General features: G+C 64.0%; 28 protein-coding genes. 16 read left to right on the top strand and 12 right to left on the bottom strand.

Going from position 1 to position 21205, the window contains the following annotated elements:
• Positions 1 to 10: 10 nt before the first annotated feature.
• From GY791_03955 to GY791_03940, 4 genes are all read right to left on the bottom strand, one after another.
• Positions 11 to 775 carry a M48 family metalloprotease gene (locus GY791_03955; protein ID MCP4327575.1) on the bottom strand — a complete coding sequence of 255 codons (765 nt, stop codon included), beginning with the start codon at positions 773 to 775 and terminating at the stop codon, positions 11 to 13.
• A 31-nt stretch (positions 776 to 806) separates the two neighbouring features.
• Positions 807 to 2267, bottom strand: coding sequence for a D-glycero-beta-D-manno-heptose-7-phosphate kinase (gene rfaE1, locus GY791_03950; GenBank protein ID MCP4327574.1), 1461 nt, complete (start codon positions 2265 to 2267; stop codon positions 807 to 809).
• Entirely contained in the window at positions 2264 to 2842 is a 579-nt protein-coding gene (locus tag GY791_03945; GenBank protein MCP4327573.1) for an SIS domain-containing protein, read from the bottom strand. The genes rfaE1 and GY791_03945 overlap by 4 nt, the downstream gene beginning before the upstream one ends.
• Before the next feature lie 75 nt (positions 2843 to 2917).
• Positions 2918 to 3649, bottom strand: a complete 732-nt coding sequence (locus tag GY791_03940; GenBank protein MCP4327572.1) for a serine/threonine protein phosphatase — start codon at positions 3647 to 3649, stop codon at positions 2918 to 2920.
• 286 nt (positions 3650 to 3935) lie between these two features.
• On the opposite strand from GY791_03940, the gene GY791_03935 reads away from it, so the two are divergent.
• The gene (locus tag GY791_03935) at positions 3936 to 4547 is read left to right on the top strand and encodes a hypothetical protein (protein ID MCP4327571.1); all 612 of its coding nucleotides are present in this window, start codon (positions 3936 to 3938) and stop codon (positions 4545 to 4547) included.
• Positions 4548 to 4692: 145 nt separating this feature from the next.
• A complete protein-coding gene (locus GY791_03930; GenBank protein ID MCP4327570.1) occupies positions 4693 to 5436 on the top strand; it encodes a hypothetical protein in 744 nt (247 codons plus the stop codon).
• Here the strand turns inward: GY791_03930 and GY791_03925 are convergent.
• From GY791_03925 to GY791_03915, 3 genes are all read right to left on the bottom strand, one after another.
• Positions 5405 to 5875: a GFA family protein gene (locus tag GY791_03925; GenBank protein ID MCP4327569.1), complete on the bottom strand. Its 471-nt coding sequence runs from the start codon at positions 5873 to 5875 to the stop codon at positions 5405 to 5407. The two genes, GY791_03930 and GY791_03925, sit on opposite strands and share 32 nt — an antisense overlap.
• Positions 5876 to 5936: 61 nt before the next feature.
• The gene (locus GY791_03920) at positions 5937 to 6476 is read right to left on the bottom strand and encodes an ActR/PrrA/RegA family redox response regulator transcription factor (protein MCP4327568.1); all 540 of its coding nucleotides are present in this window, start codon (positions 6474 to 6476) and stop codon (positions 5937 to 5939) included.
• Positions 6473 to 7816, bottom strand: coding sequence for an ActS/PrrB/RegB family redox-sensitive histidine kinase (locus tag GY791_03915; protein MCP4327567.1), 1344 nt, complete (start codon positions 7814 to 7816; stop codon positions 6473 to 6475). Before GY791_03915 ends, GY791_03920 begins: the two co-directional genes overlap by 4 nt.
• A 75-nt stretch (positions 7817 to 7891) precedes the next feature.
• On the opposite strand from GY791_03915, the gene GY791_03910 reads away from it, so the two are divergent.
• Together GY791_03910 and GY791_03905 are read left to right on the top strand one after the other, a co-directional pair.
• The gene (locus GY791_03910; GenBank protein MCP4327566.1) at positions 7892 to 8635 is read left to right on the top strand and encodes an ABC transporter ATP-binding protein; all 744 of its coding nucleotides are present in this window, start codon (positions 7892 to 7894) and stop codon (positions 8633 to 8635) included.
• Complete coding sequence (locus tag GY791_03905; GenBank protein MCP4327565.1) at positions 8632 to 9462, top strand: ABC transporter permease; 831 nt, start codon at positions 8632 to 8634, stop codon at positions 9460 to 9462. The genes GY791_03910 and GY791_03905 overlap by 4 nt, the downstream gene beginning before the upstream one ends.
• A gap of 27 nt (positions 9463 to 9489) precedes the next feature.
• Here the strand turns inward: GY791_03905 and GY791_03900 are convergent, their stop codons facing one another.
• Positions 9490 to 9792, bottom strand: a complete 303-nt coding sequence (locus tag GY791_03900) for a HigA family addiction module antidote protein (GenBank protein MCP4327564.1) — start codon at positions 9790 to 9792, stop codon at positions 9490 to 9492.
• Positions 9793 to 9801: 9 nt separating this feature from the next.
• On the bottom strand, positions 9802 to 10077 hold the full coding sequence (locus tag GY791_03895) for a plasmid maintenance system killer (GenBank protein MCP4327563.1): 276 nt from the start codon (positions 10075 to 10077) through the stop codon (positions 9802 to 9804).
• A 122-nt stretch (positions 10078 to 10199) separates the two neighbouring features.
• Between GY791_03895 and GY791_03890 the strand changes: the two genes are divergently transcribed.
• On the top strand, positions 10200 to 11147 hold the full coding sequence (locus GY791_03890; protein ID MCP4327562.1) for an EamA family transporter: 948 nt from the start codon (positions 10200 to 10202) through the stop codon (positions 11145 to 11147).
• Here the strand turns inward: GY791_03890 and cobT are convergent.
• Positions 11144 to 12181, bottom strand: a complete 1038-nt coding sequence (gene cobT / locus GY791_03885; GenBank protein MCP4327561.1) for a nicotinate-nucleotide--dimethylbenzimidazole phosphoribosyltransferase — start codon at positions 12179 to 12181, stop codon at positions 11144 to 11146. The genes GY791_03890 and cobT overlap by 4 nt on opposite strands.
• A 72-nt stretch (positions 12182 to 12253) precedes the next feature.
• Between cobT and cobS the strand changes: the two genes are divergently transcribed.
• The 4 genes from cobS (at position 12254) to GY791_03865 (ending at position 14976) form a co-directional block, all read left to right on the top strand.
• Positions 12254 to 13039, top strand: coding sequence for an adenosylcobinamide-GDP ribazoletransferase (gene cobS / locus GY791_03880; protein ID MCP4327560.1), 786 nt, complete (start codon positions 12254 to 12256; stop codon positions 13037 to 13039).
• A complete protein-coding gene (locus GY791_03875) occupies positions 13036 to 13656 on the top strand; it encodes a histidine phosphatase family protein (GenBank protein ID MCP4327559.1) in 621 nt (206 codons plus the stop codon). The genes cobS and GY791_03875 overlap by 4 nt, the downstream gene beginning before the upstream one ends.
• 174 nt (positions 13657 to 13830) lie before the next feature.
• Positions 13831 to 14514 carry a lipid-binding SYLF domain-containing protein gene (locus GY791_03870; protein ID MCP4327558.1) on the top strand — a complete coding sequence of 228 codons (684 nt, stop codon included), beginning with the start codon at positions 13831 to 13833 and terminating at the stop codon, positions 14512 to 14514.
• Positions 14515 to 14565: 51 nt separating this feature from the next.
• Positions 14566 to 14976, top strand: a complete 411-nt coding sequence (locus tag GY791_03865) for a DUF4149 domain-containing protein (GenBank protein ID MCP4327557.1) — start codon at positions 14566 to 14568, stop codon at positions 14974 to 14976.
• Between the two features lie 54 nt (positions 14977 to 15030).
• Here GY791_03865 and GY791_03860 read toward each other — a convergent pair whose 3' ends face one another.
• Positions 15031 to 15570, bottom strand: coding sequence for a DUF4760 domain-containing protein (locus GY791_03860; GenBank protein ID MCP4327556.1), 540 nt, complete (start codon positions 15568 to 15570; stop codon positions 15031 to 15033).
• A gap of 182 nt (positions 15571 to 15752) precedes the next feature.
• Between GY791_03860 and GY791_03855 the strand changes: the two genes are divergently transcribed.
• Both GY791_03855 and GY791_03850 read left to right on the top strand, forming a co-directional pair.
• A complete protein-coding gene (locus tag GY791_03855; GenBank protein MCP4327555.1) occupies positions 15753 to 15944 on the top strand; it encodes a hypothetical protein in 192 nt (63 codons plus the stop codon).
• Positions 15937 to 16173: an RNA-binding protein gene (locus tag GY791_03850; protein ID MCP4327554.1), complete on the top strand. Its 237-nt coding sequence runs from the start codon at positions 15937 to 15939 to the stop codon at positions 16171 to 16173. The genes GY791_03855 and GY791_03850 overlap by 8 nt, the downstream gene beginning before the upstream one ends.
• Here GY791_03850 and dinD read toward each other — a convergent pair.
• Positions 16145 to 16999, bottom strand: coding sequence for a DNA damage-inducible protein D (dinD, locus tag GY791_03845; protein MCP4327553.1), 855 nt, complete (start codon positions 16997 to 16999; stop codon positions 16145 to 16147). The genes GY791_03850 and dinD overlap by 29 nt on opposite strands.
• A 67-nt stretch (positions 17000 to 17066) precedes the next feature.
• Here dinD and GY791_03840 point away from each other — a divergent pair, with 67 nt between their 5' ends.
• The 5 genes from GY791_03840 to GY791_03820 all read left to right on the top strand — a co-directional run bounded on the left by GY791_03840 (position 17067) and on the right by GY791_03820 (position 21170).
• On the top strand, positions 17067 to 17531 hold the full coding sequence (locus GY791_03840) for a hypothetical protein (GenBank protein MCP4327552.1): 465 nt from the start codon (positions 17067 to 17069) through the stop codon (positions 17529 to 17531).
• A 10-nt stretch (positions 17532 to 17541) separates the two neighbouring features.
• Positions 17542 to 18462: an IS1 family transposase gene (locus GY791_03835; protein MCP4327551.1), complete on the top strand. Its 921-nt coding sequence runs from the start codon at positions 17542 to 17544 to the stop codon at positions 18460 to 18462.
• Positions 18463 to 18554: 92 nt separating this feature from the next.
• A complete protein-coding gene (locus GY791_03830) occupies positions 18555 to 19148 on the top strand; it encodes an SCO family protein (protein ID MCP4327550.1) in 594 nt (197 codons plus the stop codon).
• Positions 19149 to 19252: 104 nt separating this feature from the next.
• Positions 19253 to 20461 (top strand): polyhydroxyalkanoate depolymerase, encoded by a 1209-nt coding sequence (phaZ, locus tag GY791_03825; protein MCP4327549.1) that lies wholly within the window; start codon positions 19253 to 19255, stop codon positions 20459 to 20461.
• Positions 20462 to 20552: 91 nt separating this feature from the next.
• The gene (locus GY791_03820; GenBank protein ID MCP4327548.1) at positions 20553 to 21170 is read left to right on the top strand and encodes a M48 family metallopeptidase; all 618 of its coding nucleotides are present in this window, start codon (positions 20553 to 20555) and stop codon (positions 21168 to 21170) included.
• The last annotated feature ends 35 nt before the right edge of the window (positions 21171 to 21205 follow it).

Genomic DNA, 21205 nt, shown 5'->3' with positions numbered 1-21205 from the left:
CGCGTCGGGATCAGTTGATCGCCGGCACCAGGGTTTGGCCGGTCTGCATCTTGCGCGCGATCTCGTCGTTGGTGGCGCGGACCAGCGCCAGCCGCTCGGTGAAGGCGGGATGCGAATCGAGGAAGCTGCCCTGGGAAGTCGAGATCCCGGCCATCCGCTGCCACATCGTATAGGCGTCGCGCAGGCCGTAGCCGGCGCGCGCCATGATGTACATGCCGACATAGTCGGCCTCGCGCTCGTATTCCTTGCTGTAGGTGAGCGCGCCCAGATTGGCGCCCAGATTGCTGGCATCGACGCCGACCGCGGCGCCGACCACGGTGCCGAGCATGGCGCCGAGCATGGCGTCCTGCTGCTTGGACGAGCGGTGATCGAGCAGGCCGTGGGCGATCTCATGGGACAGCACGGCGGCCAGTTCGCCGTCGTTGTCGACGAAATCGAGCAGGCCGGTGGCGACATAGATGATTTCGCCGTCGGTCGCCGCGTTGACCGTATCCTCGTCGACGATGACGACCGCATAGCCGCCGCTGCGCGGGCAATCGACGACACGGCACATGTCGGGCTGCAGGATCGCCCCCGACAGGCGGGCGACGATGGCTTCGACGTCGCGCTGGCGGAACTGGCCGTCGCGTTGCACCGAATTGGGGATGCCGTCGGTGGCGGCCGAGGTAGCCGCGACATTGGCCGGCTGCCCATAGGTCGGCAGATTAGCCTTGGGACCGGTACAGGCCGCCGCCAACACGGCGAGCCCGATGCTGAGGACTATCTTGCCGTTCATCGTGGGTATTGCTCCTTATCCTGTCCCCCGCTCATGAGACCAGCTTGGCGACCGTGTTGGTCGTGCTGTGGCCGGGCACCAGTTTCGCCAGCACGACGCGGCCGCCGTAGGATTCGACGAAGTCGCCGCCGACGACCTGGTCGCGGGTGTAATCGGCGCCCTTGATCAAGATGTCGGGCTTGATCGCCTCGATCAGCGCCATCGGCGTGTCTTCCTCGAACAGCACCACCTGATCGACATTGGCCAGCGAGGCGAGCACGGCGCCGCGCGCCATCTCGCCCTGAATCGGCCGACCGGCGCCCTTCAGCCGACGCGCCGAGGCGTCGGTGTTGAGGCCGACGATCAACCGGTCGCAGGCACCGCGCGCCTGGGCCAGCAGCGCGATATGTCCGGGGTGCAGCAGGTCGAAGCAGCCGTTGGTGAAGCCGATGCGGTGGCCATCCTCGCGCCACGCCGTGGCTTGGTCGGCGGCTTGGTCGACGGCAACGATCTTGGCCTCGGTCGCGGCCAGGTCCTGGCGCTGCAGCACGTGGCGCAATTCGTCGGCGTAGCTCACCGCGGTGCCCAGTTTGCCGACCACGATGCTGGCCGCCAGATTGGCCAGCCGCGCCGCGTCGGGCAGGGGGATGCCGGCCGCCATCGCCGCGCCGATGGCCGCGATCACGGTGTCGCCGGCGCCGGACACATCGAACACCTCCCGTGCCTGGGCCGGGAAATGGTGGGGTCCGCCCTGATCGATCAGCGACATGCCTTCGACGCCACGGGTCACCAGGACGGCGCCGACCGCGCTCTTCTTCATCAGCTCGCGGGCCGCCGCCTCGATCGCCGCATCGCCCGAGACGTCCATGTTGGTCGCCAGGCCGAGCTCGCGTCGGTTGGGGGTGACCACGTCGGCCCGGGTATAGCGGCCGTAATCGATGCCCTTGGGGTCGATCACCACCGGCCGACCGGCCTTGTTGGCGGTGGCGATCAGGCGCGCCACCACGGCCGGGCGCAGCACGCCCTTGGCGTAGTCGGAGAGGACCAGGGCCCCCGATTTGGACAGCAGACGTTCGGCCCGGGCGCACAGTTGCTCCGCCACCTCGTTGCGCAGCGGCGTCACCGATTCCTCGTCAGCGCGCAGCAATTGCTGGCCGCCGGCGATGAACCGCGTCTTGACCGGGGTTTGGCGCTTGGCGTCGGAGATGACGCGGCCGGAAATATGGGATTCGGCCGACAGCAGCTTGGCGATGCGGCGGCCGGCCACGTCCTCGCCGACCACCGTCACGAAATCTACCTTGGCGCCCAAGCCGACGATATTGCGCGCGACATTGCCGGCGCCGCCGAGCATCACCGTCTCGCGCCCGACGTGAAGGACCGGGATCGGCGCCTCCGGCGAAATGCGCTCGACACCGCCGTAGACGTAGCGGTCGAGCATGGCGTCGCCGACGCAGAGGACGCGGGAATCCCTGATCGATTCGAGCTGCGTTGCGAGCCGCGAGCGCTTGGTCATACCAGGTCGAGCTCCTGTTCCAGGGCGCCGCACAGCATCTGCCCCAAGGTGATGTGCATTTCCTGGATGCGGGCGGTAACACGGCTCGGCACGAGGAGCAACGGTTCGGCCAGGCCCGGCAGGTCGCCGCCGTCGCCGCCGCCGAGCGCCGCCGCCATGAGGCCCATGTCGCGCGCCGCCTGCAGCCCGCTGATCACGTTGGCGCTGCGGCCGGACGTCGAGATCCCGATCGCCACGTCACCGGCCCGCCCCAGTGCCCGGACCTGGCGCGCGAAGATCTGGTCGAAGCCGAGGTCGTTGCCGCCGGCGGTCAGCGCCGAGCTGTCGGTGGTCAGGGCGAGGGCGGCGATCGGCGCGCGGTCGCGGCTGTACCTGACGGTCAGCTCGGTGGCCAGGTGCTGGCAATCGGCGGCGCTGCCGCCATTGCCGAAGAGCAGAATCTTGCCGCCGTCGCGCAGCGATCGGGCGCAGCACGCGACGAGCGCCGCGAACGGCTGCTTGAGCGCCGCCCGCGTCGCGGCCAGCACCTGCCCATGCTCCTCCATTTCACGGTCAAAGAATTCGTCGAGATCCATTGCGTCCGTCACGCCATGGCAGAGAGCCCGTAAGGGAACATGGGGCCGGCGTCTCGTCAATCAACACCACGGCGTTCAGTGGCCTTTGGTCTGCAGGAACCCCCGCTCCGCGCCGTCGAGAACCAGCGCCGTCAGCACCCCCGACGCGAAGGCCCCGGTATCGATGCCGATACGATTGACGCGGACCTCCGGTTCCCACGCTATGGAGTGGCCGTGGACGATGACGTGGCCATGATTGTCATTGGCGTCGAGGAACTCGTCGCGGATCCACATCAGGTCTTCGGCCCGTTGCTCGGCGAGCGGGATTCCGGGCCGAACGCCGGCATGGACAAAAGCGTAATCGCCCTCGACATGGCTGAGCGCGAGGCCGCGCAGGAATTGCTCATGGCGGGCCGGCAGGACTTCCTGGAAATCGTCCTGGGCTGCCGCGAGCGCCGCGCGATCGAGCGCGCCGGCCTCGACGCCGTAGCTTTCGAGCGTGCACGCGCCGCCATTGTAGAACCAGATCGGTCCGACCTCGGCGTCCTGGAGAAAACGCAGCAGGAAGGATTCATGGTTGCCGATCAGGTGCACGACCTCGAACCCGGGCAGGGCGGTGGTCGCCAACGCCTCGACGACGGCACGAGACTCGGGGCCGCGATCGACATAGTCGCCAAGATAGACGACGACCCGGCGCTCGGGGTTTCGCCTCCCGGCGTCGGCCACGATCATCTCCTGCAAGGCGATCAGCAGGTCGTGCCGGCCGTGGATATCGCCGACCGCGTAGACACAGGTGCCGTCGGGCACTGATGCGGGGATTGGTGTCATTTGCGAGACATTCTAATGCGCTGTCCGATCTAATTAAACCATTCTAAAAGAACCCGGTTGGGGTGCCGGACGCCGTGTCGCGGCGGGAAACGGCGGCATCGGTGCCGCCGAATCTATCGTATAAGTTGTATTGCATTTTCGCCAAAAGCGAGCAAAGCTTTACCTCCGGTAAGCTACTTATATACCTCAATTTAATTGGTTCAGGCGCAACCTTTTCCCGGCTTTGGAGGCCGAGGAAAAGGCGATGCCGTACGAAAAACACTCTATCGTTAAGATTGTATTAACTATGGCGGCGTTCCTCCTTGCCGTGGCGCTCAGTGCCGCGGACGCCAAAGCCGCCCCGCAATTGTTCGGCAGCCACGAGATCGCCACCACCAAGATCTCCGGCCACGCGAAATGGACCGGCATCCTCGAACGGGTCGCGCCGGGAGGCGGCAACATCGGCAACTGCTTGCCGACGCGCGACGGCAAGTGCTCGGACGTGAAATGGGACCGCTTCGTCGAATCGCTTCGCGGCCTGGATCGGGCCGACCAGCTGGCCGAGGTCAACGCGTACTTCAACACCGCGCCTTATGTCAGCGACCGGCGGAATTACGGCGTTGGCGACTATTGGGCGACGCCGCGCCAGCTGCTGGCGCGCGGCGGTGATTGCGAGGACTACGCGATCGCGAAATACCTGGCGCTGCGCGCGGCGGGAATGAGCGCCCGGGAAATGCGGATCCTGGTGCTCGACGATCTTGAGAACCACGTCCAGCACGCGATCCTGGTCGTCTATGACGATGAGCGCGCCTGGGCGCTCGACAACCAGATCGCGCGGGTGACCGATACCCGCCGCATTCACTCCTACCGCCCGGTCTATTCGGTCAACGAAGCCGGCTTGTGGCTCCACGCCAACTGAGACGTGGCGGGCGCCGAAGTGACCGAATCTTTGCTGAGAAAACGGCGGCGATTCCACGGCGATTCTCGCCGTTAACCATTTGTTAACCATAATCTCCTAGCATCGAAATCGAGCTTAGAGTCGATCAAAAAAGCCTAAGAGGCGGATGCGGCGTCGTAAATATCTGTTCTGTGGGGTCCTTCCGGCCGTCTCGTTCGGCCTGTTCGCGGCCCTGGCGCCGATCTCCGAGGCATCCGCCGATTCATCGTTCTTCGGTAGCCAAGAGCTCTTTGTACCGGGCTTCCATCGGCACACCAAATGGGCGTCGGCCCTGCGGCGTTTCGCGTCGGCCACCCATCGCGGCACGCCCTGCGCTACGGGCGAGCAAGTGAATTGCGCCGACGATGCGTGGTCGGTCTTTGTCGCCTCGCTCCGTGACCTCGACCGCAAGGCCCAGCTCGGCGTCGTCAATTCCTATTTCAACCGCGCGCGCTATGTTTCCGACGCCAACAATTACGGCCGTAGCGACTACTGGGCATCACCGCGCCAGCTCTTGGCCCGCGGCGGCGACTGCGAGGACTACGCGATCGCGAAGTACTTGACATTGCGCGCCGCCGGCGTCGCCACGCGCGACTTGCGAATCCTCGTGGTCAACGACCTCGAAACCCATCGTCAGCACGCCATCTTGGTCGTCTTCGACGGCACGCGAGTCTGGGCACTCGACAACCAGATCGCGCGGGTCACCGATACCCGCCGCATTCACTCCTACCGTCCGATCTATGCGATCAACGAGACGGGGTGGTGGGTCTATTCGTATCCGCGGTCGCCCAAAAAGGAACCGAAGACAGTGCGCGTTGCCGCGAGCGCCGGGTTCAAATTCAGCGGTTCGACGGTGGCTCGGACTCAATAGCGGGACCGTGGCTGTCGGGGCGGGAGCCGGCGCTCGATCCGTTGTACCGGGGCAATCCATCCGCCACGTCGAACCAGCCAAGGCGCTCGCCATAGAATGTGTGCCGGTCGGGCGTGAAGGTCTCGGGATCATCGAGCGTACCGACGTAGAACTCGATGATCGCATTGCCGCCCCAATCGCCTTCGTAGGACAGAGGCGTGCCGCATTCGGCGCAGAAGGTGCGCTGCACTTCCGGCGACGAGCGATAGACCTTACGCTCGCCCCGGGTGAAGCGCACTTGCTCCTGCCGATACATGACGAACAAGACAACGGGCGCGCCGGTCGTCCCGCGGCATGTCCCGCAGTGGCAATAGGGAACGTATAGTGGTGCCCCCGTGGCTTCGTAGCGCACCGCTCCGCAGTGGCATCCGCCGGTCGCCGGTCCTGAATTTTCGTCCATGTTCCGCGCTACCGTTTAGAGCCGAATTGGCTCGATTCAGACCGCCACGAGTCGGCCCCCATCACCGCCGCGGCGCGTATTTGTTGAGGATGCGCTGCAGGGTGCGGCGGTGCATGTTGAGCCGCCGCGCCGTTTCCGAGACGTTGCGGTCGCACTGTTCGAATACGCGTTGGATATGTTCCCAACGCACGCGGTCGGCCGACATCGGGTTCGCCGGCGGCGGCGGCAGGGCATCCGATTCGGTCAGCAGGGCGGCCTCGACCGCATCGGCGTCGGCCGGCTTGGGCAGGTAGTCGACCGCGCCCGCCTTGACCGCCGCCACCGCGGTCGCGATGTTGCCGTAACCGGTCAACATGATGATCCGGCTGTCGGACCGGGCATCGCGCAGCGCCTTGACGACCTCCAAACCGCTGGCATCGCCGAGATTGAGGTCAACCACCGCGTAGGCCGGCGGCTGGCCGTCGGCGGCGGCGATTCCCTCGGCGGCGTTGGCCGCCAGGGTCACCGCGAAGCCGCGTTTCTCCATCGCCCGGCCGAGGCGTTCGCGCAAAGCGCGGTCGTCGTCGACGATCAGCAAAGTACGGTCGGCGTCGTCGTTCATCGATCGGCGTCTCTTTCCATTCCGAGCGCCATTATCTCCTCTAATACCCGGCGCGACCAGCGTACTTCCACGGTGGCGCCGCCGCCCGGGCGGTTGCCGCACAGGACGATGCCGCCGGTGCGGCCGAGCAGGGTGACGGCGATGAAGATACCGAGCCCCATATGGCCGTCTTCTCCGGCCCGATTGGAAATGTACGGTTCGCCGAACCGTTCGAGGATGGCGCGCGGAAAGCCGGGGCCGTCATCGGCTATTTCGACAACGATTTCGCCGTCGGTCCACCAGGTCTCGATCGCCACCGTGTGTGCCGCGAACTCGACCGCGTTCTGGATCAGGGTGCCGAGCCCCTGGACGATTTCCGGCCGCCGCGGCACCGTCGGCTCGCCGCTGCGGCCGCCGCCCGCTTGGGCGCCGACTTCGAAACGCAGCTCGACCCTCTCATCGCGATAGGGCTCGGCGGCGCTTTCGACCAGGACGCCGATCGGCATTTGCGCCATCGGCGACAGGGCATCGGGTTCGAGCGGCCGTCCCAACTGAGCCAGAATACGCCGGCACCGTTCGCTCTGTTCGACCAGGAGTTCGGCATCGGCCTGCAGTTCGCTGCCGGGCGGCAGGTCGCGCGCCATTTCCCGTGAGGTCACGGCGATCGTGCTCAGTGGGCTGCCCAGCTCGTGCGCCGCCGCCGCCGCCAGTCCACCGACCGCCGCCAGTTGCTGCTCCCGCGCCAGCGCCAGTTGGGCGGCGACGAACCCGGTCGACAGGCGGCGCGCTTCCTCGCTGACGCTGGCCACGTAGCCGGCGATGAAGACGGTGCCCAGGATCATCGCCTCCCACAGGCCGAGCATGTAGAAATCGGGCAGCAGCACCGGCTCGCCGATCGCCGGAAAGGGAAGGTGGGCGATTGCCAGGGCGGTTATGACAACTGCGGCGAGGATGCCGAGGACGATGGTATGGCCGCGCGACAGCACCGTCGCGGAGACCGTGACCGGGACCAGAACCAACAGCGCGAAGGGGTTCTTCAGCCCCCCGGTCAGAAACAGCAGGACACCGAGCTGGAGGATGTCGTAGCCGAGCTGGGTCGCCGCTTCGACGGGACTGATCCGGGATTTGAGCGGACGCCGGAAGGTCAGCGCCAGGTTGAACAGCGCCGAGGCCGCCACCGCGGCGAGCGCCGGCACGATGGGGATGCGGAAATCGAAGCCGTAATGGACGGTAAGCAGCGTCACCGCCTGACCGATCACGGCGACCCAGCGGATCAGGACCAAGGTCCGCAACCCGACCCGTCGTTCGCTGTCGAACTGCCGCGCGGCGGCCCCGTCGGGCGTGAATGCAGTATCCACCATCGTCACCTCCTTGGCGCGCTGCCGGGCCGTTCGCGGGCCGTTGGCAGCGGCATCGATTGCGGCCATATTGTCGCAATGTCCGTGCCCGCGATCCAAGTCGAGAATCTGACCCGTGATTTCGGCGACCTGACCGCCGTGAACGCGGTCGATTTCGCCGTTCCCCAGGGGTCGGTGACGGCGCTGCTCGGCGGCAACGGCGCCGGCAAGACGACGACGCTCTCGATGCTGCTCGGCCTGCTGCTGCCGACCCGCGGCCGGATCGCCATTTTCGGCGAAGACATGCTGCGTCATCGCCACCGCGTCCTGCCGCGGCTCAATTTCTCGTCGCCCTATGTCGATCTGCCGCGGCGCCTGACGGCCAAGGAGAACCTTTACATCTATGCCCGGCTCTACGGCATTCGCGACACCGAGGCGACGATCGGCCGTCTCGCCGAGGAACTACAGATCAGCGATATGTTGCAGCGCGACACGGGCACCTTCTCATCCGGCCAGAAGACCCGGCTGGCGTTGGCCAAGGCGCTGTTGAACGAACCCGAGCTGTTGTTGCTCGACGAGCCGACGGCATCGCTCGATCCCGACACGGCGGATTGGATTCGCGGCTATCTCGAGGCCTATCGCAGCCGCACCGGCGCCGCCATCCTGCTCGCTTCCCACAACATGGGCGAGGTCGAACGCCTGTGCGACAACGTGCTGATGATGCGGACCGGCCGCATCGTCGATCGCGGCGGCCCGCAGGAGCTCATCGCGCGCTATGGGCGGCGCGATATGGAGGAGGTCTTTCTTCACATCGCCCGCACCCCCGATCCGGCAGCGGCATGACCGACCACGCCCACAGCGGCGGTTCCGGCGGATGGATCTCGCTTTACCGCGTCGGCACCATGATCCTGCGCTATTGGTACATCATCCGCCGCTCGTGGCCGCGCTTGTTCGAGCTTGCCTACTGGCCGCTGGTGCAGATGATCCTGTGGGGCTTCATCAGCCAGTTCTTCGCCACCCACAGCTCTTGGGTCGCCACCGCCGCCGGCGTTCTGATCGGCGCCGTCATGCTGTGGGACACCTTGTTTCGCGGCGAAATCGGCGTCTCGGTCTCGTTCCTCGAGGAGATGTGGTCGCGCAATTTGGCGCAGCTCTTCGTCTCGCCCTTGCGGGCGCACGAATTCGTCCTGGCGCTGATGGCGATGAGCACGGTGCGTACGATCATCGGCGTCGCCCCGGCGATGGTGCTGGCGATCCCGCTCTATGAATTCAATATCTTCAGCCTCGGCGTGCCGCTGATCGGTTTTTTCGCCAACCTGCTGGTCATGGGTTGGTCGGTCGGATTGCTGGTGTCGGCGCTGATTCTGCGTTGGGGCTTGGGTGCGGAAAGCTTGGCCTGGTTCGTGATCTTCGCGGTGGCGCCGCTGAGCGGCATCTATTATCCGATTTCGACCCTGCCCGACTGGTTGGAGCCGGTCGCCTGGGCGTTGCCGTCGTCTTACGTCTTCGAAGGCATGCGCGGGGTGCTGATCGAACACCGCTTCGATTTCGGCCTGTTCGCCAGCGCCGTCGCGCTCAACGTTTTTTACATCGTGCTGGCGTCGGTCGTGTTCCTCTACACGATCCACGCCGCCCGCCGCGAGGGCCTGTTGCTGCAGCAGGGGGAATAGGCGTCGACGCGGCAGGCCTTTTTCGTGTTACACCGAGGCTGGCGATCGCTTCTGTATCTCGCGGGCCTGGTCTTTCATATCGCGGCTGGCCTTCCAAAGATCATGGGCAGTCTGCATTCGCAGCCATAGCCCGGGTCCGTTCCCGCAGTAGGCGCCGAGTCTGACGGCCATGACGGCGGTAACCGGCCCTTCCTCACGCAAGATACGGTGAAGGTTCTGGCGGGTAACGCCCATATCCTTGGCGGCCTGAGAGACAGACACGCCCAGCGCCGGCAAGACGTCTTCGCGGAGCAGTGCGCCAGGGTGAGTGGGTTCGCGGTTCTTAGTCATCGTGCCTTCCTAGTGGTATTGGACAAAATCCAGTTTGTTGGCCGTGTCGTCATCCCATTCGAACGTTATGCACCACGGCCCGTTGACGTGAATTGAATATCTAATGGGCGTCGTGTGCAGGGGATGAAGGTCAAATCCCGGAACGTTCAAATCGGCCAAAGCAACCGCTGCATTTAGGGCGTCGAGTCTGCGGATAATCCGAGCATGAAACTGCTTGTTGATCCTCGCAGTACGCCCAGAGTGGTGCAGTTCCTCCAGCCCCTTATGTTTGAACGTCCCGAGCATGTGTAAAATATGATGTTACACAGTCGGTATGTCAATCGGCATTTTACACGCAACTGTCCGCCTCGCGCGGGCCGGTCCGCGCGCCGGTGGCGTCGCCGAAGGGCCCATGCTATGTGGCGGCCATGGTCACGCCACCACACGATCTAACGGTCTTGCCGGTTGCCCCGTTGGGACCGCCGGAAAGGCCCACCGGCGCTAAGAGCCCGGCCACCCTATCGCGTGTGTTCGGCGCGGTGCCGCCGCCGCTACTGGTCCTGTTTTCGATCATTTCGGTACAGATCGGGGCGGCGATCGCGATCGACCTGTTCCCGGTATTGGGCGCCGCCGGAACCGCGTTCCTGCGGGTCGCGGTCAGCGCCGTTTTCCTGGTGATCGTCGCCCGCCCCGTCCTCGAACCGAAGGTTCGCGCCCAATGGAAGTTGATCCTGTTGTTCGGCTTCGTCGTGGCGGCGATGAATTTCTTCTTCTACCAGGCCATCGCCCGCATCCCGCTGGGTATCGCGGTCACCATCGAGTTCATGGGCCCGCTCGCGGTCGCGGCCGCCACTTCGCGCCAATGGCGCGACTTTCTCTGGGTCGGCTTGGCGCTCGGCGGCGTTGGTCTGCTGACACCGGCGATCGGCTCCGAGCTCGACCCGGTCGGCGTGGTGTTTGCGATCTTGGCTGGGTGCGGGTGGGGGGCGTTCGCCCTCGTCAGCACGCGCGCCGGGCGTGCGCTCGACGGCAGCATCGGCTTGGCCTTGGGCATGGCCGTGGCCGCCCTGTTCCTGTTGCCGTTCGGCATCGTCGAAGCCAGCGCCATCACCGGGCGGCCCGAACTGGTGCTGCCGGTGATCGCGATCGCCCTGCTCTCGACCGCGGTCCCCTTCACCCTGGAGTTCGAGGCCCTGAAGCGCATGACGCCCCGGACCTACGGCATCTTGGTCACCCTTGAACCGGCCGCCGCCGGCACCGTCGGCGTCATTCTGCTGGGCGAGGTTCTCGATGCCCCGGCCCTGCTGGCGATGGCTTGCGTGATCGTCGCGGCGATCGGCGTCACGCTCCAAGATCGGCGTGGCCCGCGCGGCTAGTCCTTGTCGCTGACACCGGCCTCGGCGAAGGTCGCCATCCCGGTGTGACAGGCGAGCGCGGCGCGTAGGACGGAAACCGCAAGCGCCGCGCCCGAGGCCTCGCCGAGACGCATGTCGAGATCGAGCACGGCGCGCTTGTCGAGCCGCTCGAGCAGCCGGCGATGGCCCGGCTCGGCCGAGATGTGAGCGATCAGGCAATGATCGAGCCCGGACGGGTCGGCGGTATGAATGACGGCGCCGGCGACCGTCGCCGCATAGCCGTCGAGGATGACCGGGGTCCGCGCCAGGCGGGCGGCCAGGACCGCGCCGGCGATGGCCGCCAATTCGCGGCCGCCGAGACGACAGAGCAGGTCGAAGGAATCGGTGGCTGCCGGACGGTGCAGGGCGGCCGCCCGGGCGACGGTATCGATCTTCGCCGTCAGCGCCGTCCCCGCGACGCCGGTTCCGGGGCCGGTCCAATCCGCCGCCTCGCCGCCGAACAGGGCGAGGGCGAGGGCCGCCGCCGCCGTCGTGTTGCCGATGCCCATCTCGCCAAGGCAGAGGACGTCGAGGCCCGCTTCGACCGCCATCATGCCGTAGGCCATGGCATGGGCGCATTCCTCCTCGCTCATCGCCGGTGCTTCGGTGAAATCGGCGGTCGGTTGGTCGAGCGCCAGCTCGTAGACCTTGAGATCGGCGTCGATCAGCTTGGTGATCTGGTTGACCGCGGCGCCGCCGGCGGTGAAGTTCCCGACCATCTGGGCGGTGACCTCGCTGGGAAAGGCCGACACCCCGCGCCGGGCGACGCCGTGGTTGCCGGCAAAGACGGACACCCGGGGATGGTCGAGGGACGGCGGCGACCGCCCCTGCCACGCCGCCAGCCAGGCGGTGAACTCTTCCAGCCGGCCGAGCGCACCTGGCGGTTTGGTCAACGTCGCCTCGCGTGCCGCGACCGATTCGGCGGCAGCGAGATCGGGCCCCGGCAGTTCGGCGATCAGGCGGCGGATCTCGTCGAGCGTCACCTGGGACGGGGCAGCGGGCATGATATCGGCCATCCAGTTAAGGGGCCGGCGACTGTCTTACAACGGGCTCGCCTTCGCCAGCCAAAAATGCCAAAACGGCGGGCTATGGCGGAACGCGGCGAGATTCCTGATGAAGGCCTGACCAGATGGCGCCGCGACCTATCGGTCTCGGTGGCGTTCCTCACGCGCATTCCGGTCGCCGCCACGGACCCTGATCGAGACGAGCCGCTGGCGCGATCGATGGCCGCCTTTCCCCTGGTCGGCGCCGGCATCGGCCTGATGGCGGCGGCCGTATTCGCGCTTGCCGGCGCCGTCGGCAGCGGGCCGTGGATTGCGGCGTTGGCCGCCGTCGCGGCGACCGTATTGATCACCGGCGCCCTCCACGAAGACGGCTTGGCCGATGTCGCCGACGCGTTCGGCGGCGGCGCCGACAGCGGCGCCAAGCTCGACATCATGCGCGACAGCCGGCTTGGCGCCTATGGCGTCTTGGCCCTCATCTTTTCCGTCGCCCTGCGGACCGCGGCGCTCGCCACGCTGGCTGCGCCGTGGTCGGTGGCCGCCGCCCTGATCGCCGCCCATGCCGCCGCCCGCGCCGCCATGCCGGCGATGATGGACCGCCTCGCTCCGGCCCGTGCCGACGGATTGGGGGCGACGGCGGGCACCCCGCCGCGGCGATCGGTCACCACCGCGTTGGCGTTGGGGGCGGCGCTGACGCTGCTGTTCCTCGGACCGCTCGCCGGCCTGTTCGCGATTCTGCTGGCCGCCGCCGCCGGCTGGTTGCTGGTCGTCATCGCCCGCCGCCAGATCGGCGGCTATACCGGCGACGTCCTCGGCGCCATGGAGCAGGCCGTCGAAATGGCCGTTCTGGTCGCTGCGGTAATCGCGGCATGACCGTCGTCACCCGTTGCTGGTGGATCCGCCACGCGCCGGTGATCGACAACGGCGGCCGCATCTATGGCCAACAGGACATTGCCGCCGACGTCTCGGACGGCGCCCCGTTCGCCGCCCTGGCGCCGCTCCTGCCGGACAACGCGGTGTGGGTCGCCAGCCATCTGCAACGCACGCATCAGACCGCCGACGCCTTGGGCAAGGCAGGGGCGGCACCGACGCCGCTGGTCGTCGAGCGGGACCTTTCCGAGCAGAGTTTCGGTATTTGGCAGGGCCAGGTCCGCGACGAAATTTTCAGTGCCCACGGCGAGTGGCACCGGTTCTGGATCGCGCCCGCACACACGGCGCCGCCCGGCGGCGAAAGCTTCGCCGATCTCATCGACCGGGTGGTGCCGGCCATCGAACGCTTGCTCGCCGCCCATGCCGGGCGCGACATCGTGATCGTCGCCCATGGCGGCACCATCCGCGCCGCGATCGCTCATGCGCTTGGAATCGATCCGCAAACGGCGATCGCCTTCTCGATCGACAATTTGTCGCTGACCCGGCTCGACCACATCGCCGGGCCCGAGCCGGGGCATGGCGCCTGGCGGATCGTCGCCATCAACCGGATCCCCCATTAGCGCTCCAGCGCGGATTTCTTGTTGGTCGTGATCGCCTAATTCCGTACCATAGCGGTCAAGCCGAACGGCGCGCCGACCCAACGGCAAGCTGAATAGCACCGGTCGTCATCGCACCGGCCCCAGGGCTGGTTCCAACGAAATGACGCAGGAGCGCGAACAGTGGGGAGAAATCCGATGTTGAACAAGTTGGGTGTCTTGACCGCGGCCGCGGTTTTGGCTGCGGCCGTCGCCATCGCGGCACCGGCCCGCGCCGACAACCAGGAGCGGGTAGCAGCGGCAGCGGAGATCTTCGAGCGGATGGCGACCGAAGAGGATGCGGAGCCGCTGCGCAAGACGCTGAAGAGCGCGAAGGCGGTGCTGGTATTTCCGAGCGTATGGAAGGCCGCCTTCGTCGTCGGTGCCGAGGGCGGCAACGGTGTTCTGCTGGCCCGCAACAGTAACGGCGACTGGAGCGATCCGGCCTTCTACACCATGGGCTCCGGCAGCGTCGGATTCCAGATCGGGGTCCAGGATTCCGAGGTCCTGATGGCGATCATGACCGACAACGGCCTCGACGCGATCATCTCCAACAACGCCAAACTCGGTGTCGATGCCGGCATCGCCCTGGGGCCGATCGGGGGCGGGATCGGTGGCGCGGTAACGACCAATTTCGGCGGCGATATCGCCGTCTTCACGAAGAATGTCGGGCTGTTCGCGGGCCTGTCGTTCGAGGGCTCGGTGGTCTATGAGCGCGACGACCAGGAACAGGAATATTACGGTTCCGAGTCGGCCACCGCGCGGGCCATCGTGTTGGAGCGCAAATTCAGCAACCCGGGCGCGACCGGGCTCAAGGACGTCGTCGCGAAATACACCAACTAGGCTTTTTCGGCGGTCGCCGAGGCGGTCGAGCCGGATCGAGGGCGAATCGCCATGATACACGCGCTGGGATTACTCATTGCCGGCGCACTGGTTGGCGGCTTGGCGTATTTCACGGCCGTCGTGGCGCCGACCGCGTTTCGCGTCCTGCCGCGCGAGACTGCGGGGCAGTTGGTCGGTCACCTGTTTCCCGTATATTACCTAGTGTTGGCGCTCGGCGCCGCCGTGGCGGCCATGCTGGTCGGCTTCGACAGCCCCACGGCCGGCCGGATTTTGGCGGTTGCCGCGGCGCTTTTCATGGCCATGCGCGTTCTCTTGCTGCCCCGGATGGCCGATCTGCGCGATCGCCGTGACAGCGGAGACAGCGGCGCCGCCCGCTCGTTCCGCCGCCTCCATGGGCTCAGCATGGTGCTCAACCTGGTCGGCGGCGCGGCGGTGGTCGCCGCCTTTTTTGCCGCGGCATAGTCGGCCGCGACGTTGGTAGTGTCTCAGTTTGAAAATGGGCGGGGTTGACTGCGCTCAGCGTTTTAGCGGGAGATTGCCCTGTGGCTCAGCGCCCCACTTCTTAGCAAGCCACTCAAACTCACAAAATAATGTCGGCACTCCATCTCGTTCGCGCAGTGTTACTATGAAATCGCGGGATTTATGCCAATCTTTTAGAAAAGATGACCTGAACCAACGTTTGTATAGTTCCTCATCTAATATGTTTTCTTTTATGCCTATGGCGATTAGTTCGTAATCGTTTAGGGTGTTTTTAATATTAGTTACTTGAGGTGTCTTGCGATGTTCAGGTTTGGCCCATTCAACTAAGCCCGGGTCTTCGTCTCTCAAGCCAAGAAAGACTTTTCTAGCCTCAATGTAATCCGAATCCCATTCCTTCCGGCTCAGTAGATCGAGTGTGGCTCGTTTCTTGGCAATTTTCCGTTGCTCGCGAATGGAGCCAATGGCAGCACACGCGGCAACTGAGGCAGAAATAAGTATGGCCCCTGCGGTGATCCAGGGGCCATACTCTGTAGCGCATTGGCAATGGACAACTAAGTCCTGCGGTTCTGGAGCCACAGCAAATTAGCCGCCCCAACCTTCTCGAAAAGTGGTCATAGTGGCCTCCTTCCGGTTGGTTTCTATTGTTATTCCGTGACCTAAATATGGCGTTGAAGGCGGGAAATCGCAATAGATTGATTTTTCCCTAAGAAACCAGTTATCTATGTGTTATGTACTTAGCGGTAAGCATTGGAGAAATCATGCAGACTAAGACACGCGTACCCAGCCCTGAGGAACATGCCAAGGCCGTGCTGCGCATGCGCGATGAATTTGCGAAGTGTCTTAACGAGGCCCGCAACGCTGGTCGTCATATTGAGGTTAAAGGGTTGCTAGCGGAACTTCGCAAAGTTGATAAGCTGATTGCTGACTATGGGCTCACTCGATATGCCTAAAGGCCCCCAAGGACAGAAGCGCCCCGCAGACGTGATCGGCAACGCCATCAAGGTTGCCAAGATCGCGACTGGCGAGGAAGAAGACGAGCTAACCGACGACGGCAAAAACAAGGCCGCTGTCGAGCTTGGGCGAAAGGGCGGAAAGGCGCGCGCCGAAAAGTTAACCGACGAGCGGAGATCTGAGATCGCTCGGAAGGCTGCTAAGAAGCGTTGGGCAAACGAGGGTTAGCTTTCTTCGAGGCCTTGATGCGTTTGCGCACTTCTTTGATTGGTTCGGCAAGGGGAAGCTGTTCGGGCGGAACAGAGCCGCTATTGATCATCGTTCTCCGGACCCGCATAGCAATTTCTTTGTTTTTTCTAATTGCCGTAACCTCACCCTCGATGATTTCCTTTTGGATCGTTTCAGCCGCCAGGTTCATTTGAAAGTCATTCGCTGACAACTCAAGAACTCCCATACGATCAAAGGCGTTTTCGTCCGCACCGAAACCCTTTTCGTTGCGATATTGTCTGGATGTCAGCCTGTATAGGCCCTCGTATCGAGCGTTGTGGAATAGTCTTTGCTTCGCCCCTGTTACACCCGCCTCTTTTGCCGCGCTGCTGACCGCTTTAAACGACTCGGTAACCTTATCTCGCTCTTCAAGGCGCTTTTCGTCCTCGGATTGGGCTTGCTCGATCTCGCGGGCTCTGGTCTGAATGGCGAAATAGGCCTGGGCGGCAGCAATCTCGGGTTTTGATGGCTCACCATTCATTGCAATGAGATAACAGGCTGCGCGTGAGAGAAAAAAGTCGCGATCCTTACGCTTGGCCCCCTTTCCAATTTTCATCATCCTGGTGGTTTCAACAAGATGATGCGACGGCTCAATGCCGTTTGAACTCATTGAGGTCCGAGCCCGCTCCATCACACCTTCAAAATTTCTAAATTCTACATACCCGAGAATGCCCTGTATTTCTCGTGCAAACCAATAATCTGCACCGTTCTCCGCAGTCCTCTTTGCGGCTTCCAGGCGGTTCATTGTGTTGCGGTATCGCGGATCGCTGGGTAGGTCATCCTTCATTTTGTATAGTTCCTTGCGCTGCATGTGATGAAAGTTATACCATGCATCGCATAAGGGAGTCTATGCCATGTCAGAGCGATCAATTATCGAAACCAAGATCAAACGAAAAGAGGTGGAAGTTCAAACGCTTGAGCGCAAGCTCGATGCTGCGAAAGTATATCTCCAGGCTTTGAAAGACATTCAGCGAGCTGTGGAGAAAGAAAATCCGGACGCTGCCGAGGATAACACGCCGTTGCGGAAGGGGAGCATGGCTGCGCAGGCTCGGGACGCCATTATGGAGGCGGGCATTCCGGTTCATATTGATGATCTTCTGCGGCGCTTGGGAAAGGACTTAACTCGCGAAACGAAAGCATCACTAACCGGGTCGTTGGCAGCATATGTGCGTCGCCACGAGGTTTTTACACGACCCGCGCCCAACACATACGGATTAATTGAACTTGAACATTTCGAGGTTGAAGAACCAGAGAATGAGCCGCCATCGGGTTTTGGTAGCCCAAATAATTGCGAATCCGATGATGACGTGCCTTTCTGATATGAAATAGTTGCTTGACGATAAGCATATAAGTGCATATATTAGGGGCATGAACAAATTGCCCCTAGAGAAGCGAGTCCAAATCCTTTCCATGCTGGTCGAGGGCTTGTCCATGCGATCTGTCTCCCGCGTGGCAGGGGTATCAATCAATACCGTCACGAAGTTGCTAGTGGACGCCGGCAAAGCATGTGCGGCCTATCACGATGAGCATGTTCACGATGTGAAGGCCCGCAAGGTCCAGTGCGACGAAATCTGGTCGTTCACCTACGCCAAGCAAAAGAACGTGGCGAAGGCCAAGGCCGCTCCCTTTTATGCTGGCGACGTATGGACGTGGGCGGCGCTAGACAATGAAAGCAAGATGATCCTGTCTTGGATGGTCGGCGGCCGCGACTCTCAGTACGCAATGGAGCTTATGGACGATTTGCGCGACCGGCTGGCTAATCGCGTGCAGTTAACCATGGACGGCCACAAGGCGTACCTGGAAGCGGTTGAAGGTGCTTTCGGTGCGGACATTGACTATGCGCAGTTGGTGAAGCTCTACGGTGCCGCGCCTGAGAGCGCCAAGGGCCGTTACAGCCCAGCTGAGTGCATCGGCGCGAAGAAGCAACCCGTTGAAGGTAAGCCCGATCCCAAGGACGTGAGCACGTCGCATGTAGAGCGCCACAATCTCACCATGCGGATGTCCATGCGCCGGTTCACGCGGTTGACCAATGCGTTTTCAAAGAAGGTCGAGAACCATTGCCACGCGCTGGCGCTGTATTTCGTCTGGTACAATTTCTGCCGTATTCACAAGGCGCACAAAGTCAGTCCGGCGATGGCCACTGGCGTCACCGATACCTTGCGCGATATGGAATGGGTTGTGGGCTTGATCGACGCGCGCGCGCCGAGACCGGGACGGACAAGTTCTTACAAGAAAAATATTTCAAACTGAGACACTACCGCGACGTTCTGCCGCTTGCGATCGTCGACCGCTCGGCTCATTTCTTGGGGTCGGGCCGCGCGACAAAGGGACGAAACCAAACCATGCCGAGCAGAATCGTTGTGATTGTCGCGGTGGTGGCCGCTGCCTTCGCCATTGGTATCGGGGCCAGGCTGTTGCTGCCGATGTGGCAGCAAACAACCCCAATCGCGACCGGTGAAGCCCTCATCGGAGGGCCCTTCGAGTTGGTCGACCAGAACGGCGAGACACGCCGGGATACGGATTTCGCCGGGCGCCACATGCTGATCTATTTCGGCTACAATTATTGCCCCGATGTCTGCCCGACCTCGCTGCAGAACATGACCATCGCGCTCGAGTCGCTCGACCGCACCGAAGCTGACCGCATCGAGCCGATCTACATCACCATCGATCCCGAGCGTGACACGGTCGCCGAGATGAAAAGCTTCGCCGCGAATTTTCATCCGCGCCTGGTGGCCTTGACCGGAACGCCGGAGCAGGTCGCGGCGGCGGCCCGGTCCTATCGCGTCTATTTCAAGAAGGCGGGCGAGGGCGATGACTACTTGGTCGATCACTCCTCGTTCATCTACCTGATGGGCCCTGACGGGCGCTATGTCCGCCATTTCAGCCACAATTCGAACCCCGAGGAGATCGCGGCCGCGCTCGCGGAGCTGCCCTGAAGATTTTCCTGTGCGGCAAAAAACGTGACGGCCGCGGCATCCCAGACTATAGTTCCGGCCCAAATTGACCCCGAACAACCACATGACATGGGGTGGGCAAGGGGATGCACTACTATATGTATGACATGGGGCGGTTCGCCTTCGGGGCCGTGACACCGGTCACCAAGGCCGCGCTTTGCCACCCGATGTGGCCGCTTTTCGGGACTGCTTTCGGTCGCGCCGCGGCGGCCTATGGCGAGCTGTTGGGGCGCGCCACATCGCGCCACGCGCCGCCCGACCTCGACCTCACCGCCATCGCCGCGGCCCATCGTCTCGGCCAGGTTACGCTGCGGGTCGTCGCCGACAGGCCGTTCGGCCGTTTGCTGCATCTGCAGGCGTCCCGGCCCGGCGCGCGTCCGCCGATGCTGGTCGTCAATCCGCTATCGGGGCATTTTTCGTCGCTGTTCGAGGATTTCTACGGGGCGTTGCTGACCGAGTTCGACGTCTACATCGCCGAGTGGGCCGACGCCCGGGAGGTGCCGTTGGCCGCGGGCCGGTTTGGTCTCGACGACCAGATCGACTATGTCGGCGAGTTCATCGACTGCATCGGCGCCGCCGCGGATGTCGTCGCGTTCAGCCAAGCCACCGTTCCGGCGCTCGCCGCGGCAGCCCTGCGGGCGCAATCCGGTAACAAGCCGCACTTGCGATCGCTGACGCTGATCGCCGGACCGATCGACGTGCGGATCAACCCGAACGCCCTGAACCGCTTCATCAACGGCCATCCGCTGGCCTGGTTCGAACGCAACCTCGTCGCCGAAGTCCCGTTCTATTACGGCGGCGCACGACGGCGCGTCTTCCCCGGCTATCTTCAAATAAACGCCTATATTTCAGCATCCTTCGAAGACCAGATCGGCGCCCATATCGGTTTCGTCGACAATTTGATCCGAGGCGACAGCGGCGGCGTTCGCGCCCATCGCGAATTCTATGACCGCTTTCTGGCGGTGATGGACCTGCCGGCGGAATTCTTCGCCGACATGATGCGACGGGTGTTTCGCGAAACCCACCTGCCGCGGGGCAAGATGAAAGTGGGCGGGCGCTGCGTCGCACCCGAATCGCTCCGTCGAACACGGCTGATGACGGTCGAGGCCGGCCAGGACGATCTCGCCGCGCCCGGCCAGACCCATGCCGCCCACGATATCTGCACAGGCCTCCCGGCGGCGATGCGACGGCAACTGACCGTGGACCAGGCGGGCCATCTCGGCCTCATTCAAGGCCGACATTGGCGCAGCCGCGTGTTTCCCGAGTTGAAGGCCTTCCTGCGCAATCATGGCTAGGCGAACCGCGGCGAGCGAAAAGCGCCGCGAACTCGTCCTCGGCGACGAAACGATCGCGTTGCGCATCTGCCGCCATGCGCGGGCCCGCCGCATGAGCCTGCGCCTCGATCCGGCGGCGCGCGGTGTCGTCCTGACCCTGCCCCAGCGGACGGCGGAGCGCGAGGGCCTCGATTTCGTCCACGATCACGCCGGCTGGATCGCGACCCGGGTGGCGACATGGCCGCCGCGTCGGCGATTTGCCGACGGCGTCGTCATCCCGCTGCGCGGCGTCGACCATCGCATCGTCCATCTTCCGTTGGCCCGTCGCGGTGTGTGGTGCGAGGACGGTGAGATCCGCGTCGCCGGCGACGGCTCACACCTGCCGCGTCGCGTCGCCGACTGGCTGAAACGCGAGGCCCGTCGGGAGCTCGCGGACCGGGCCCGCGAAAAGGCCGCCCGCCTCGGTCGCCCGGTGATTCGCGTCACCGTCCGCGACACCAGGTCTCAGTGGGGGAGCTGCGCCGCCAACGGCCAACTGAGTTTCAGTTGGCGGCTCGTTCTCGCGCCCGACCACATTCTCGACTATGTTGTCGCGCACGAAGTCGCGCACCTCGCGGAACCCAATCACGGCGCGCGGTTTCATGACCTCGTCGCCGACCTGACTACGGATCCGAAAACGGCGGAGAAGTGGCTGCTTCGGCACGGCGAGAAGCTGCATTGCTACGGCTGAATTACCGCGCAAACGCCGGATAGAGGGAAATCCCG

The organism is Alphaproteobacteria bacterium, from assembly GCA_024244705.1.
Lineage (GTDB): Bacteria > Pseudomonadota > Alphaproteobacteria > JAAEOK01 > JAAEOK01 > JAAEOK01.
The sequence above is the reverse complement of the archived record's forward strand: the minus strand, read 5'-3'. Positions and strand labels throughout refer to the sequence as shown.

Excerpts from the sequence above, each read along its gene's own strand:
- GY791_03955 (MCP4327575.1), bottom strand. The coding sequence starts at position 775 with ATGAACGGCAAGATAGTCCTCAGCATCGGGCTCGCCGTGTTGGCGGCG.
- GY791_03945 (MCP4327573.1), bottom strand. The coding sequence starts at position 2,842 with ATGGATCTCGACGAATTCTTTGACCGTGAAATGGAGGAGCATGGGCAG.
- GY791_03935 (MCP4327571.1), top strand. The coding sequence starts at position 3,936 with ATGGCGGCGTTCCTCCTTGCCGTGGCGCTCAGTGCCGCGGACGCCAAA.
- GY791_03895 (MCP4327563.1), bottom strand. The coding sequence starts at position 10,077 with ATGCTCGGGACGTTCAAACATAAGGGGCTGGAGGAACTGCACCACTCT.
- GY791_03940 (MCP4327572.1), bottom strand. The coding sequence starts at position 3,649 with ATGACACCAATCCCCGCATCAGTGCCCGACGGCACCTGTGTCTACGCG.
- GY791_03830 (MCP4327550.1), top strand. The coding sequence starts at position 18,555 with ATGCCGAGCAGAATCGTTGTGATTGTCGCGGTGGTGGCCGCTGCCTTC.
- GY791_03855 (MCP4327555.1), top strand. The coding sequence starts at position 15,753 with ATGCAGACTAAGACACGCGTACCCAGCCCTGAGGAACATGCCAAGGCC.
- GY791_03820 (MCP4327548.1), top strand. The coding sequence starts at position 20,553 with ATGAGCCTGCGCCTCGATCCGGCGGCGCGCGGTGTCGTCCTGACCCTG.
- cobT (MCP4327561.1), bottom strand. The coding sequence starts at position 12,181 with ATGGCCGATATCATGCCCGCTGCCCCGTCCCAGGTGACGCTCGACGAG.
- GY791_03850 (MCP4327554.1), top strand. The coding sequence starts at position 15,937 with ATGCCTAAAGGCCCCCAAGGACAGAAGCGCCCCGCAGACGTGATCGGC.
- GY791_03870 (MCP4327558.1), top strand. The coding sequence starts at position 13,831 with ATGTTGAACAAGTTGGGTGTCTTGACCGCGGCCGCGGTTTTGGCTGCG.
- GY791_03910 (MCP4327566.1), top strand. The coding sequence starts at position 7,892 with ATGTCCGTGCCCGCGATCCAAGTCGAGAATCTGACCCGTGATTTCGGC.
- GY791_03900 (MCP4327564.1), bottom strand. The coding sequence starts at position 9,792 with ATGACTAAGAACCGCGAACCCACTCACCCTGGCGCACTGCTCCGCGAA.
- rfaE1 (MCP4327574.1), bottom strand. The coding sequence starts at position 2,267 with ATGACCAAGCGCTCGCGGCTCGCAACGCAGCTCGAATCGATCAGGGAT.
- GY791_03890 (MCP4327562.1), top strand. The coding sequence starts at position 10,200 with ATGGTCACGCCACCACACGATCTAACGGTCTTGCCGGTTGCCCCGTTG.
- GY791_03875 (MCP4327559.1), top strand. The coding sequence starts at position 13,036 with ATGACCGTCGTCACCCGTTGCTGGTGGATCCGCCACGCGCCGGTGATC.
- GY791_03930 (MCP4327570.1), top strand. The coding sequence starts at position 4,693 with ATGCGGCGTCGTAAATATCTGTTCTGTGGGGTCCTTCCGGCCGTCTCG.
- GY791_03925 (MCP4327569.1), bottom strand. The coding sequence starts at position 5,875 with ATGGACGAAAATTCAGGACCGGCGACCGGCGGATGCCACTGCGGAGCG.
- GY791_03905 (MCP4327565.1), top strand. The coding sequence starts at position 8,632 with ATGACCGACCACGCCCACAGCGGCGGTTCCGGCGGATGGATCTCGCTT.
- dinD (MCP4327553.1), bottom strand. The coding sequence starts at position 16,999 with ATGAAGGATGACCTACCCAGCGATCCGCGATACCGCAACACAATGAAC.
- phaZ (MCP4327549.1), top strand. The coding sequence starts at position 19,253 with ATGCACTACTATATGTATGACATGGGGCGGTTCGCCTTCGGGGCCGTG.
- GY791_03920 (MCP4327568.1), bottom strand. The coding sequence starts at position 6,476 with ATGAACGACGACGCCGACCGTACTTTGCTGATCGTCGACGACGACCGC.
- GY791_03915 (MCP4327567.1), bottom strand. The coding sequence starts at position 7,816 with ATGGTGGATACTGCATTCACGCCCGACGGGGCCGCCGCGCGGCAGTTC.
- cobS (MCP4327560.1), top strand. The coding sequence starts at position 12,254 with ATGGCGGAACGCGGCGAGATTCCTGATGAAGGCCTGACCAGATGGCGC.
- GY791_03865 (MCP4327557.1), top strand. The coding sequence starts at position 14,566 with ATGATACACGCGCTGGGATTACTCATTGCCGGCGCACTGGTTGGCGGC.
- GY791_03840 (MCP4327552.1), top strand. The coding sequence starts at position 17,067 with ATGTCAGAGCGATCAATTATCGAAACCAAGATCAAACGAAAAGAGGTG.